At 35.8% G+C, this 13552-nt stretch carries 11 protein-coding genes; 7 read left to right on the top strand and 4 right to left on the bottom strand.

Features of this window, described 5'->3' with window-relative positions; translation table 11 throughout:
• Window positions 1-260 precede the first annotated feature (260 nt).
• Window positions 261-2069 carry a peptidylprolyl isomerase gene (locus AAGD84_RS06210; RefSeq protein ID WP_265038007.1) on the bottom strand — a complete coding sequence of 603 codons (1809 nt, stop codon included), beginning with the start codon at window positions 2067-2069 and terminating at the stop codon, window positions 261-263.
• A gap of 331 nt (window positions 2070-2400) precedes the next feature.
• On the opposite strand from AAGD84_RS06210, the gene AAGD84_RS06215 reads away from it, so the two are divergent.
• Both AAGD84_RS06215 and rho read left to right on the top strand, forming a co-directional pair.
• The gene (locus tag AAGD84_RS06215; protein WP_010082495.1) at window positions 2401-3003 is read left to right on the top strand and encodes a cell cycle transcriptional regulator TrcR; all 603 of its coding nucleotides are present in this window, start codon (window positions 2401-2403) and stop codon (window positions 3001-3003) included.
• Window positions 3004-3202: 199 nt separating this feature from the next.
• A complete protein-coding gene (gene rho, locus AAGD84_RS06220; RefSeq protein ID WP_007549497.1) occupies window positions 3203-4606 on the top strand; it encodes a transcription termination factor Rho in 1404 nt (467 codons plus the stop codon).
• Window positions 4607-4772: 166 nt separating this feature from the next.
• On the opposite strand, the gene AAGD84_RS06225 is transcribed toward rho, so the two are convergent.
• Entirely contained in the window at window positions 4773-5249 is a 477-nt protein-coding gene (locus AAGD84_RS06225; RefSeq protein WP_006279800.1) for an RDD family protein, read from the bottom strand.
• Window positions 5250-5271: 22 nt separating this feature from the next.
• A complete protein-coding gene (locus AAGD84_RS06230) occupies window positions 5272-5802 on the bottom strand; it encodes an RDD family protein (RefSeq protein ID WP_341817958.1) in 531 nt (176 codons plus the stop codon).
• Between the two features lie 145 nt (window positions 5803-5947).
• Here AAGD84_RS06230 and icd point away from each other — a divergent pair, with 145 nt between their 5' ends.
• The 5 genes from icd to AAGD84_RS06255 all read left to right on the top strand — a co-directional run bounded on the left by icd (window position 5948) and on the right by AAGD84_RS06255 (window position 10693).
• A complete protein-coding gene (gene icd / locus AAGD84_RS06235) occupies window positions 5948-7366 on the top strand; it encodes an isocitrate dehydrogenase (protein WP_010082497.1) in 1419 nt (472 codons plus the stop codon).
• A 69-nt stretch (window positions 7367-7435) separates the two neighbouring features.
• On the top strand, window positions 7436-7981 hold the full coding sequence (locus tag AAGD84_RS06240) for a hypothetical protein (protein ID WP_341817959.1): 546 nt from the start codon (window positions 7436-7438) through the stop codon (window positions 7979-7981).
• Window positions 7966-9267: a group II intron reverse transcriptase/maturase gene (gene ltrA / locus AAGD84_RS06245; protein ID WP_338476458.1), complete on the top strand. Its 1302-nt coding sequence runs from the start codon at window positions 7966-7968 to the stop codon at window positions 9265-9267. The genes AAGD84_RS06240 and ltrA overlap by 16 nt, the downstream gene beginning before the upstream one ends.
• 11 nt (window positions 9268-9278) lie before the next feature.
• Window positions 9279-10313, top strand: coding sequence for an ankyrin repeat domain-containing protein (locus tag AAGD84_RS06250; protein WP_341817960.1), 1035 nt, complete (start codon window positions 9279-9281; stop codon window positions 10311-10313).
• Window positions 10314-10396: 83 nt separating this feature from the next.
• On the top strand, window positions 10397-10693 hold the full coding sequence (locus AAGD84_RS06255) for a hypothetical protein (protein WP_341817961.1): 297 nt from the start codon (window positions 10397-10399) through the stop codon (window positions 10691-10693).
• A gap of 85 nt (window positions 10694-10778) precedes the next feature.
• Here AAGD84_RS06255 and ppdK read toward each other — a convergent pair whose 3' ends face one another.
• Entirely contained in the window at window positions 10779-13505 is a 2727-nt protein-coding gene (gene ppdK, locus AAGD84_RS06260) for a pyruvate, phosphate dikinase (RefSeq protein WP_341818173.1), read from the bottom strand.
• Window positions 13506-13552 lie beyond the last annotated feature (47 nt).

Genomic DNA, 13552 nt, shown 5'->3' on the forward strand with positions numbered 1-13552 from the left:
TTTTGAAGGTAAATTGCACAGCAAATGGTGTCATTCCAGTGCTTGACACTGGAATCCAGCCTTTTTTTAATCATTAAAACGTTGTATTTTAACATAAAACGGCTACTTTTATGCTTACCAACTTAATAAAATTCCTGGATCCCAGTGTCTGGGCACTGGGATGACATCCTTTCTAGTGAAGATTGCTCTCAAATCGCAATGTTCGTACAGTTGTGTGTCTGGGCACTGGATGCGTTTGAAGCAGCTTATAAGATTTTTGATTATATATCATCAAGTATAGCGTGATTAACTTCGACTTTATACTTTGATTCCAGATAGCTAATTAATTGCTCTTTTAGCGATATCATCACACGTTTTCCGGTGTCAAGCGTGTTTAATTTGCCATTTGATGAATGCATTTCTTTTAGAACACCTATTATAATTTCATTATTGTATTGAATAGGATCTGTCACTGAACCAGTTGTTTTCATATTGAAAATCTCTTCTACAAAAGAAAAGGGGTAGTTTTGTTGATCCACTTTATTGCGGTGCATCTGCTGACCTTTAACTAATTCCACACCTTGAATTTCTTCCAAATCTGTTTTTTCTCTTAGTTGAACTGCAACCTCTTGCCCGAATTTAAACATTCTTTCTTTTATAAACTCACTACGCCAAAGCTCTACCGCTAATGCCTTGCCTTCTTCAAAACTTTGCAATTTGGGTGGAAAGATATCGACGATTTTTACACTAACAACGGTGTCCCCAACGCCCTTAAAATAACCTTTCTGATCCTTTTCTCGCGAAAAAATGAAAGAAATCAAATCACCAGAATCTCCTACGTTATTACCGCTTTGATCTTTTCCACTCGCATCTACTGGACCAATAGTTTGTATAGGTAAATTATATTCACTCAATATTTCTTCAATTTCTGAACCATTGTATATCTTATAGTTCACTTGGTTTATGAAATCATTGACTCTTTCAAAAGACTTTTGGTTAGTTAGAACTGACTTTATGTCTTTTTTTAAATCAACTAAGTCTTCATCAGAGATTTGATGCGCACTTTCCACTTTTACTATGTGCCAACCAAAACTGCTTGCTAAAACTTCACTTACTTCACCTACTTTAAGAGCAAATACCTTCTCTCTCACGTCTTCTGGTAAAAAATCCTTAGTTATATTATTTACTCTAGTTTCCTCAAGTTTTGCTTTGCCAAACTCTTCTACTATCTGTTCAAAGCTTGTTTTACCCTCCTCAAATGCTCTTCTTGCTGTCTCAGCTTCTTCTTTGGTAGAAAATATTGCATTGAATATATCTCTTTGATTTTTAAGTTCTTGTTGTTCTATTATACCATCAACTTCTTCATCTGAGATCTTGATTTGATCTTCAAAATACTTTTGGCCTAGGGAAATATATTGCGCAGTTCGATACTCAGGATAATAAAAATGGGATTTATTTCTTTCGTACAAATCAAGTAAGGCTTGATCATCTGGTTCAGGAATGTTTGTAACTGCATCTTCAGTTATTTTAACAATATCAACTACTCTAGTTTGGTAGCGACTTTTGTATATCTGCTCATCAATTTTCTCGCCAAAAGTTACTGGATAATTATCTTTAAATAATGAAGTCATGAACATCATTGCAGGCAGGACTTTCTCTAGCTTTGCTATATACTCTTTCTCTGTCATATGCAGGTCATTTAGCGTTTCATAGAATTTATTTTTGTCAAATTCACCTTTATCATTTTGAAAGTATTTGGTGTTTTTAATATGGTTTTTTATAGATTCTTCTCCAACTGTCAACCCCAGCTCACTAGTTAGGTTAAACAATAGTTTTTGCTCTATAAGTGCGTTAAGCAAATCATATTTCAGCTTTTTTACTTGTTCTCTACTCGCATCAGATCCAGAAATTTGCTTTTCATAATTTTGATATAGTGATTTATACTCATCTGACGTTATAACTTCTTTTCCAACCCTAGCTACCTCTTCTTTTTCATCATCACCTGATAAAAGGTTGCCAATTCCCATGAAGATTAACAAGCAAGCTAAAAGGACAACGGTTACTTTAGTGAAAAAATTTTTAACATTCATTTTAAACCCAGTTAATTAATGATTAATTATAGAATAGTGATAATTTAATGCTTGTAAACCTGTTGCTTTATTAGCTAATATATATAATATTACAATATATTAACTTAAAATTTAACTCTCTAATCTTAAATAGGAACATATGTTTAACTGAGTTATACTATACCTTAGGAAGGGGAAATATTTTGTTTGAAATATGCTTAAAGGTAAGCGCATTTAATTAACTTAAGAGGTGGGAAGTGACAAACAAAAAGTTATTGAATGACAAAATTAATGCTTTTTTAGTTTTAATAGTTTATATTTTAGCTCTGTATAACAGTAAGGGATACTTTAAATGGGAGATGCTTTTTTGATGTCAATGGAATCTTCTAAGGGCAATAACGATAGAAATAAACAGTTTCTAGTGCAAATAGCTGCTTGGTTAGTAGACAACACTGGTTTAACTTTTAATCAAATAGCACAATGTTGCAGATTGGCCCTTGAAGAAGTACAAGACATAGCTGATGAGGAAATAGAAGTAGAAAAATATAACCCTATTATTTCTGGAATAATTACTGAAAAAGAAATCGATGATTGCAAAAAAAATCCAAATCGTGTACCAAATTTGATTATAAAAAATATAAAAAAAAGGAGTAAAGCGATTGGTAGCATTCTTGGCTTTGCCTCTACGGCAAGACGTAGAGATAAACCTGATGCGATTTATTATTTAGTAAAAAAATTTCCTATCTTGGACAATAACGTTATAGCTAAATTAATTAGTACAACAAATTACACAGTTGAGCAGGTAAGAGATGGATCTCATCATAACATGCAAAATATAAAACCCCAAGATCCTGTACTACTCGGCTTATGTAGTCAAGAAAATTTAGAAGCAGAAGTGGAAAAAGCAAAAGTAGAAGAGGAGAAGCAAGAAAGGTTAAAAAAATATAAAGAATAGCTATTGAAAATCCTCAAATTTTTGTGCTTTGTTAACATTAAATTAACTTGACTTGCTAGTGTTTATTAGTATAATGTAAGTAAAGTACGGGGTTTAATGATAATTAAGCTTAATACGCACTGAAACTAACTCAGCCTAATTTATTATCTTATAGTCACATTTTAGGTTAGTAAGCATCAATTAAAATTTTTGGAGGATTATGACAACAATCAATGAAGATGTTTTGGCAAAAGGAAAGGTTACAGCTCAACCTGAAAAAAGTGAGCAAATTTACAATAACGATACAGTAAAACAGATGGTCAATGAAGGTACTGAGAAAAACAGAAAAACATTAGATCTGAGCGAATTAAAAGAGAAAACAGCAGAAGAATTGTTAGAGTTAGCTGAAGAAAGAAAAATTTCAACTAACGGTAAAAGCAATGGTAGAATGCTAAAGCAGGAAATAATATTCAGCTTAATGAAAAAAATGAGTGAAGAAGGAGGCATAACCACAGGGAGTGGAATAGTGGAAATATTGCCTGATGGTTTTGGTTTCTTACGTTCAGCAAGTGCAAATTATGCCCCAAGTACCGATGATGTTTATATTTCTAACGGGCAAATAAAGAAGTTTAATTTACGTACAGGAGATATGGCATATGGAGAAATAAGGCCACCTGGTGATAAAGAGAGATATTTTACTTTAACTAAGGTTCAAAGTATAAACTCTACTGAAGTAAGTGAATTAAGAAAGTACGTCCATTTTGATAATTTGCTTCCTCTTTATCCTGAGGAAAGCATAGTACTTGAGTGTAATAATGGTGATGATAAAAAAGGCTTAAGCATGCGTGCTATAGATATAGTAGCTCCTCTTGGAAAAGGGCAAAGAGCGTTAGTAGTTGCTCCACCTCGCACAGGAAAAACTGTATTGCTTCAGCAAATGGCTAACTCTATAGCTATAAATCACCCTGAAGTAGAATTAATAGTGTTACTTATAGATGAAAGACCTGAAGAAGTAACAGATATGATACGTTCTGTAAAAGGTGAGGTAGTAAGTTCTACGTTCGATGAGCCTGCTTACCGTCACGTACAGCTTGCTGAAATAGTAATAGAAAAAGCTAAAAGAATGGTTGAGCATAAAAAAGATGTGGTAATTCTACTTGACAATATTACTAGACTTGCACGTGCTTATAATGCGGTTATTCCTTCGTCTGGGAAAGTTCTAACTGGTGGTGTAGATTCAAACGCACTGCAGAGACCAAAACGCTTTTTTGGAGCAGCTCGTAATATTGAGAATGGGGGTTCTTTAACTATAATCGCCACAGCTCTTATAGAGACTGGTTCAAAAATGGATGAAGTTATTTTTGAAGAGTTTAAAGGTACAGGAAATGCTGAGATCATACTTGATAGAAAACTTTCTGATAAACGTATATTTCCAGCTATTGATATTACAAAATCCGGAACAAGGAAGGAAGAGCTATTAGTTGATAAGGCTATACTAAATAAAATATGGGTGGTGCGTAGGATACTCAATCCTATGGGACCCGTTGAAGCAATGGAATTTTTACGTGACAAACTACTTTTAACAAAGAGCAATGCTGACTTTTTTAACTCCATGAATCACTAAAAGTAAGCCAGTTATGATGGATATGCTGAGCAAAAAGTAAAACGCTCTTATAGCTAAAATAATTTGGATTTACCAAAATATATTTATAGTTAAGTTGGCAATTTACCTTAAGTTAGCGCGTGACACTGGAATGACACCCTTGGTGGCAGACAGCTAAAGGAAAATATCAACTAGGTTTATAATCTATCACTACCGTGTTTGCAATTTTGTCGTGAAAAGCTTGTTTATGTTCATCACCTACTGCACATACTAAAACTAAGATTAGTATAGCTAAGAATAAAATGGGATTACAAAGTGATATGCAATAAATTATAAAAAGAGCTATAGTCCTTTTCATTGCTTGCATTGTAGTGATTGACTCAAATGTATCTTTGTCTTTTACACGCATGCTAAATAACAAGTGTCCTGGAGTGCCGCCAAATTTTACTAGCATGAATATATGAAATATACATGGTATCATTAAAAATAAAGAAAATACAATCGTGGTGATTACAATTATTGCACCCATGATCCCTTGTATTGCGTGTGTAAGTGAGAAACCCACCGCCATTAAACCAAATGGTATTGCGATAAATAAAATACAATCAACTATAAATGCTAGAGTACGTCTTGTCATCGTTGAGTAGTTTACTTTTTTATCCATGTACTACCTATAAAGAAAAATATCAACTAGATTTATAGTCTATCACTACTGTTTTTGCAATTTTATCGTAAAAAGTCTGTTTGCGTTGATCAAATACTGCAAACAAAAATAAAATTAGCACAATTAAAAGATATAGAAAAGTATAACCATGATAATGCAGATGAAGCAAAAAGCGAAAAATAATCCAGATGCTTCCCTTAGAAATACATCTTATTGTTGCTTGCATAAGGGTAACATTTGTAAATGTATTAGCATCTTTAATATGCATACCACACAATAGTTTTCCTGGGGTACCACCAAGTTTTGTTACCATTAATATTTTGGATATTGTTAGTACTAATGTTGCGACCACTGTAGAAACTATAAATGGTATTTCTGTTGCTAGTTGTGCAAGTTCCTGAAAAGAGTCTTTATCTTGTAATGATACGATGAATACACCATAGATAAAACCGAAGATAAAATGAGGGGAAAATATTATGAGGTCAAGTATTTCTGCTACAATACGCCTTGTAAATCCTACATAATTTACTTTAACATTTATTTCAGTATTCATAACCCCACCTATATTTCATAATATCATCATATGATATAAAAATACGTTATTAAATAATCGTAAATATACTAACTTGGGTAATATTAGCTACTTGTGCCACTCTATTATTTAAATTAATATTAAATCATTTATAACTAGGGAAGTTATGTCAACACTAATCACAGTTGCATATGGCGACGGTATCGGACCAGAAATCATGGAAGCGGTGCTGTCGATATTGCGCGAAGCAGAAGCGGAAATCTCAATAGATATTATTGAAATAGGGGAGCGTGTTTACAGTAAAGAATGGTCTCACGGAATTTCTCCAAGTGGTTGGGAATCAATTGAAAGGACAAAAATATTATTAAAATCTCCGACAACAACTCCTCAAGGTAAAGGGCACAAAAGCTTAAACGTTGCACTCAGAAAAAATCTAGGGTTGTATGCAAATATCAGACCATGCATTTCATATCATCCTGTTATAGAAAATAAATTCGATAAGTTTGATATCGTAGTGATACGTGAAAATGAAGAGGACGTTTACACCGGAATAGAGCATAGGCTCACTGGTGACTCTTACCAATGCACTAAAATTATTACTAGATCTGGCTCAGAGAAGATATGCAGGTACGCTTTTGAATATGCAAAAAAACACAACAGAAAAAAAGTAACTTGCCTGACTAAAGATAACATCATGAAAATGACTGACGGAACTTTCCATGCCGCGTTTGATCGCATTGCAAAGGAATACCCAGATATAAAGGCAGAACATTATATAGTTGATATTGGAATGGCGCGTGTTGCAACAGAACCGGAGAATTTTGATGTTATAGTAACCGAGAACTTATATGGCGACATATTATCAGATATAGTCGCACAAACCTCTGGATCTGTGGGGCTTGCCGGAAGTAGCAACATCGGGAATGAATACGCAATGTTTGAAGCAGTGCACGGTTCTGCCCCTGATATTGCAGGAAAAAACATAGCTAATCCTTCTGGTCTTTTAAATGCTGCAGTGCATATGCTAATTTACATAGGTCAAGTGGGTACTGCAAAACTAATCTACGATGCATGGCTCAAGACTTTGGAGGATGGAATACACACTGCCGATTTATATAAGGAGAAAAGAAGTAAACAGAAAGTTGGTACAAAAGAATTTGCAGAAGCTGTTATAGACAATCTAGGAAAAAAACCGAAAACATTATCTGAGCTTATAATTGGCAGTGATCCAAATAGTAAAGTGGATAAAATACAGGATAATTATGAACAGGATTATAAGATTAAAAAACTAGTGGGTAGCGATATAACGCTTGCCTGGAGTAAGCCGGCTGACTTTGACCAAATAGTGAAGTTGTTTGAAACAAGTAATCCGCAGATTATAGCAATATATTCAAAAGGCCTTGCGATTTGGCCAGGAAGTTCAAAGTCTTCAAGTGACCAAATAACCTGCAGGTTCATTGCAAATAATGAAATTACAAATAGTGATGTGAATAACTTGCTAATCAAATTTGAGGAACATAATTTTGATGTGGTGAGAATGGATAAGTTGTATTTGTATGATGGGAAAGAGGGTTTCTTCTCTTAGTGGTTGCTTGATATTTTTATGCTTGTGTGAAACATTAAATATATTATACTAATAGTATCGTGTATTTATGTGAGGTGTAGTAATGGTGCACCAAGGTGCGCCAAGGTGCGCCAAGAAGTGCTTGGAGAACAGTTGGTGAAAATCCAACACAAACAAAGTCTAGCCAACAGTTTGGAACAGACCACTATGTTGCATGAGGTAACGAGTGTAATAGAGCTAGTGGGATGGACAATGCAGGGCACAACGGAAGTGAAGGAGTGGAGTCCCGAAATACCTGAAGACATAGAGGTCGACATGTTCATGGCCATGGAAGACAGCATGAAGGATAACGTAAAGGCAAGTTATCACTCACTCTATCGGGATCTGAGACCGTGCCATGTATTGAAATGGACTTCAAGTGAACTTGGGAGATCCCATGCATTCCTATTAAGGTACGTTGGAACAAGTCAACAAAGGCAAGAACTAGCGGAAGATGCAGGGGAAGTCGGACTGATTGATAGTACTCAGAATGTGGGAAAGCCACGTACAAGGGGAAGCGATCAGCAATATAGTAACTGGAATAGGGATTGCTATGCCAATACAACGGAGGTAGGAATAACATGCGATATAAACTAAACCAGATAGCAGTAAGAGCAAAGCAAGATAAGCGACTAAAATTCACATCGTTAGTCCATCTGATAAATACAGAGAATCTTGCGAGATGTTATAAAGAACTGAAGCGTAACAAGGCTTGTGGAGTAGACCAGATAACAGTGGAATCATACGGAGAAAATCTGAATGAGAAACTCGAAGTGCTAGTAGAAAGTATGAAGAGGAAGCAATATCAACCACAACCAGTAAAGAGGGTATATATACCGAAAGCTGGAAGTAAAGAGAAACGCGGACTCGGAATACCATCGACCGAGGATAAATTAGTACAGATTATGCTGAAGAAGATATTAGAAAATATTTACGAGGCAAACTTTCTGGACAGCTCATATGGATTTCGACCAGGAAGAAACTGTCATCAAGCGGTAAATGCACTAGATAAAGCAGTTATGTACAAGCCAATAAACTACATTGTAGAAGTGGATATCAAGAAGTTCTACGATAATATACAGCATAAATGGCTAATGAGGTGTCTAAGGGAACGAATAACTGACCCAAATTTGCTGTGGTTAGTAAAGCGGTTTCTCAAGGCAGGGATAGTCGAAGCTGGAAATTATGAAGCAACAAAACAAGGTACACCACAAGGCGGTATAGTAAGTCCTGTATTAGCAAATATATACTTACATTATGTGTTGGATTTATGGATAGAAAAGAAATTTAAACCAAGATCCAGAGGATATATACAAGTAATAAGGTTTTGCGATGATTTTGTGGTTTGTTGCGAAAGTAAGGTAGACGCGGAAGAATTTCTGGAATTACTGAAACAAAGGCTAAATAAATTTGGGTTGGAAGTATCTGAAAACAAGACCAGAGTAGTAAAGTTTGGCAAGAGGGAGTGGCAACGAGCGATAAGAGAGAAACGAAGGACGGAAAGTTTCAATTTTCTGGGGTTTACGCACTATGGTGCAAAAAGTCGTCGTGGTAGATTAATGATGGGACATAAAACCTCTAAGTTAAATCTAGCCAGAAAACTAAAAGAAATCAAGGAGTGGTTGAAAATAGTCCGCGGAAGTATTCGACTTAAAGATTGGTGGCAAGTACTGAAGGCTAAATTAACAGGACACTATAACTACTTTGGTATTAGCGGAAATTATTGGTGTTTGAAACAATTTTACACATCAGTAAGAAAGCTAGCATTTAAATGGATAAATCGGCGTAGTCAGAAAAAGAGTATGACCTGGGAACAGTTTGTACACTACGTAGAAGTAAATCCATTACCAAAGCCAAAAATACATTTTTCTTTATATGCATAAGAGGGACGACTGTGAAAACTAATATTGATGAGCCGTGTGCGGGAAATCTGCAAGCACGGTTCTTTAGGGGGAGTTGTAGTAATAAAACTCAAACGAGAGGAGTAAAGCTACAGCTTCTACCGAACATATATAGTAATGATGATATTAGAGAGTTGTATCTAAATATAAATGAGACTGTAAAACAGAAGCCTCAAGCAAGTCTTGAAGAATTAAGTAAAGAGCTAAATGCAAGAATTGATCTAAAGCAAAAATTTCATAATGGCTGTGTGTTGGGAGATTTACTATTAGCACTTGCAATTGAAAAAAGTAATCTAGATTTTATAAAATTTCTCTTTAAAAATGAGCTAAAAATTATTAGTATCATTTCCCAACAAGAAGAAACATGCCATATTCCCAAAACTATAAATGGTCAATCTATATTAAATTATGCTGTCCATTTTGGTAATACCGAAATTTTAGATCTACTCTTACAAAATGTTAACGCAGAACAATCAAAGCTAATACCTAAAAGCAAGCTGTACAAGTTGTGTCAACAATTAAAGAGTAATGCGTTAGATAAGGCTATAGACAAAAACAATGAAAAACTTGTTACGTTACTCGTGTCAGCGATAGAGGAGAAACAAGAAAAGCAAAAAATATCTAATGAGGAAATTAAAGTAGGATCTGGCAGTAATAGTAATGCCACTAGTAAATCTATAGCAACATCAACAAAAAAAACAAATCCAACTACTGTACCAAATAGTGGTAACGGTAGGAGTGTTATTAATAAACCAGTATCTCCTGTAGTATCAACAAACGCCGGCACATCCGCTATGTCAAGCGGTAATGATAAGTCTAGTAATATAAGAACTCACGGCGATGGTCTATCAAATCATACTACTACACCAAATAGTGGTAACGGTCAGCATCATAATAACAAAAATGAAACGCCTGTAGTAACAGTGCCTTCTATATTAACAAAGAAGACAAATACCAATCAAACTGTTACACCAAATAGTGGTAACGGTCAGCATCATATCATAATAACAAAAATAAAACGCCTGTAATACCAGAGGAAACAAATACTAAGCAAACTGCCACACCAAATAATGATAATAAAGCTAACGGCTTTGTAGATGCTCAATTTTCTATGCCAAATGAACAAGAAACTAAATATAAAGAGAGCAAAAAGGATTTTTACACCTCATTGACAAAAGATGTTGTTGGAGTTGTTATTACAGGATTATTCATTACTGCTGCTGTGATGGTTCCATTTGTAGCTGGTGCAGTAGTTTGCAGTGTCATAGCTGCTTTGATTGCAATATATACCGGGTTGCATGTAAAAAATTCTACATTACCAAGTTATAGGGAGATGAGAGAGAATGAAGTTGAACGTGTAACAGGATGTCATCCCAGTGCCCAGACACTGGGATCCAGAAGGTCATAATAAAAACTAGATTCCAGCGTCACGCGCTGGAATGACACCCTCTGGTGGGCTCAAACCATATGAGTAGCCAACACTGCCACTATACTTACCTAGCAAATTTAGATCTAACACTAAACTGTGCTGCCACTAACTTTGCAATCGGTACTCTATAGGGTGAGCATGAAACATAATCTACCCCTGATTCGATGAGAAACTCTATAGATTTTGGATCTGCTCCATGCTCTCCACATATACCCAGTTTTATTTCTTTTCGGGTTTTTTTGCCTCTTTCAATGGCTATCTTGATTAACTCCCCTACCCCTTCGATGTCCAGCACTTCAAATGGATCATTGTCAAATATGTTGTTTTTCTTATAGGAATCGAGGAAATTAACTGAATCATCTCTTGAAAGTCCCATGGTTGTTTGCGTTAAATCATTAGTGCCAAAACTAAAGAACTCTGCATGTTTTGCTAACTTATCAGCAATCAGTGCCGCTCGTGGTAGCTCTATCATTGTTCCAATTGAGTACGCCTTGTCTGATGTCATTCCAGCGCGTGACGCTGGAATCTGCGTCTGTGAGATGACAGAGGATTCTTTCTTTGCTAGCTCGCATATCAGAACAAACTCTTTCTCATTCATTATAAAAGGAATCATGATTTCAGGCTCCACTTCTATCTTCTTTTCTTTCTTTAATTCACTTGCAGCACTAAGTATTGCCCTAATCTGCATGCTATATATTTCAGGATGAGAAATAGCAAGTCTACAACCTCGATGGCCAAGCATTGGGTTCTTTTCTGATAACTGTGCTATTTTATTTTTTACTGACTCAACTGACTTACTAAGTGATTTGGCAATTTTTTCTATAGTAGACTGATCATTGGGTAAAAATTCATGCAAAGGTGGATCAAGCAACCGTATAGTGACTTCCCTGCCCTCCATAATAGAAAATATTTCTTTGAAATCAGACTTTTGCATTTCTTCTAGTTTAATGAGCGCATTTGCCCTTTCATTTTCATCGTCAGCTATTATCAACTTTTGAATGAATTCGATTCTATCACTAGCGAAAAACATATGTTCTGTGCGACATAAGCCTATACCTTCTGCACCGAATTCTTTTGCAATTTTTGCGTCTTTTGGAGTATCAGCGTTCGCTCTCACTTTGACCGTTTTGATTTCATCTATCCAGTTGATTACCGTTTTGAATTCTTGCGATAATTCAGGTGAAATTGTAGGGAGAATGCCAAGCATAACCTCCCCTGTTCCTCCGTTGATGGTAATTGGTTCACCTTTATTTACTTTTGTATCCCCTACAGAAAAGAAAGTTCCATCTTTATCGATATAAAGTCCACTCACACTGCAAATGCATGGCTTACCCATTCCACGGGTTACAACAGCAGCATGCGAGGTCATCCCTCCCCGTGCTGTTACTATGCCACTTGCAGCATTCATTCCATTAATATCTTCAGGACTCGTTTCTGACCTTACTAAAATCACTTTTTTACCCTGCTCTGCAGCTTTTTCAGCATCACTTGCACTAAACACTACATATCCAGAAGCAACACCTGGAGAAGCAGGTAGCCCCTTCCCTATTACTTTTTGGTCACTCTCAACGTCAAGAACTGGATGCAATAAATTGTCAAAGGTTTTTGGATCAATTCTCAATATTCCTTCTTCTTTTGTAATCGTTCCTTCGTTTACCATATCAACTATTATGCGAATAGCAGCTTCAGCCGTGCGCTTGCCAGACCTAGTCTGCAAAATCCATAATTTACCGTCCTGTACAGTAAATTCGATATCCTGCATGTCTTTATAATGCCTTTCAAGTTTTTCACATACCACACATAATTCTCGGTAGACACTTGGCAGCAACTTCTCCATGGTGTTTTTTTGCTCTCCGTCAATTGGCATAGGAGTATAAACACCAGAAACCACATCCTCACCCTGAGCATTAATCAGAAATTCACCAAAGTATTTTTTTTCTCCAGTTGAAGGATTTCGTGTAAATATCACACCAGTTGCAGAATTATCATTTAAATTACCAAAAACCATTGCTTGCACGTTGACCGCTGTTCCAAGGTTTTCAGGAATATTATGTATTCTTCTATAGGAAACAGCCCTATCATTTTTCCAAGAGGCAAATACTGCATTAACTGAGTTTAACAATTGCTCTTCAACGTTCTGCGGAAAATGTTTTCCTGTTTTTTCATGTACTATCCTTTTGAAATTGTTAACAATTTCTTTTAAAACATCAACATCAAGATCAGCTAAGCTTTTTGCTCCACTCTTTTGCTGCTTATTATCAATAACATCTTGAAATAGGTGATGATCAAGCTGTAGTACAACATTGGAGTACATCATGATGAAACGGCAGTAGCTATCGTAAGCAAAACGTTCGCCACTTTTTTTTGCAAGCCCAACAACGGTTTCATCATTTAGACCAACATTTAAAATAGTATCAAGCATGCCCGGCATTGAACTAACACTACCAGAGCGTATGGAAACTAATAAGGGATTATTTAAATCCCCAAATTTACAACCGATGTCATTTTCGAGCATCGTCATGTAGTTTTTAATTCCACTACATATGTCATTCCAGTGCGTGACCACATTTTTTTCTGGATCCGAGTAGTCAGCTACTTGGATGACAGAAGATCTATTGTCTTGATAATAGACTTTGCAAGCAGAGGTGGAAATTGTGAAACCAGGTGGAACAGGAATGCCAACATTGCACATTTCTGCTAAATTTGCCCCCTTTCCTCCCAGCAGATTTTTCATTTCTGCATTGCCTTCGCATTTACCCTGGCTAAAGTAATGTATTAACTTTTCCCCCATCATTTTCTCCGGATTTTCACTGATAAACACATTGTACATATAGTTCC

The organism is Wolbachia endosymbiont (group A) of Andrena fulva (genome assembly GCF_964026815.1).
GTDB lineage: Bacteria > Pseudomonadota > Alphaproteobacteria > Rickettsiales > Anaplasmataceae > Wolbachia > Wolbachia pipientis.

Excerpts from the sequence above, each read along its gene's own strand:
- AAGD84_RS06210 (WP_265038007.1), bottom strand. The coding sequence starts at position 2,069 with ATGAATGTTAAAAATTTTTTCACTAAAGTAACCGTTGTCCTTTTAGCT.
- AAGD84_RS06215 (WP_010082495.1), top strand. The coding sequence starts at position 2,401 with ATGGGAGATGCTTTTTTGATGTCAATGGAATCTTCTAAGGGCAATAAC.
- rho (WP_007549497.1), top strand. The coding sequence starts at position 3,203 with ATGACAACAATCAATGAAGATGTTTTGGCAAAAGGAAAGGTTACAGCT.
- AAGD84_RS06225 (WP_006279800.1), bottom strand. The coding sequence starts at position 5,249 with ATGGATAAAAAAGTAAACTACTCAACGATGACAAGACGTACTCTAGCA.
- AAGD84_RS06230 (WP_341817958.1), bottom strand. The coding sequence starts at position 5,802 with ATGAATACTGAAATAAATGTTAAAGTAAATTATGTAGGATTTACAAGG.
- icd (WP_010082497.1), top strand. The coding sequence starts at position 5,948 with ATGTCAACACTAATCACAGTTGCATATGGCGACGGTATCGGACCAGAA.
- ltrA (WP_338476458.1), top strand. The coding sequence starts at position 7,966 with ATGCGATATAAACTAAACCAGATAGCAGTAAGAGCAAAGCAAGATAAG.
- AAGD84_RS06255 (WP_341817961.1), top strand. The coding sequence starts at position 10,397 with ATGCCAAATGAACAAGAAACTAAATATAAAGAGAGCAAAAAGGATTTT.
- ppdK (WP_341818173.1), bottom strand. The coding sequence starts at position 13,505 with ATGGGGGAAAAGTTAATACATTACTTTAGCCAGGGTAAATGCGAAGGC.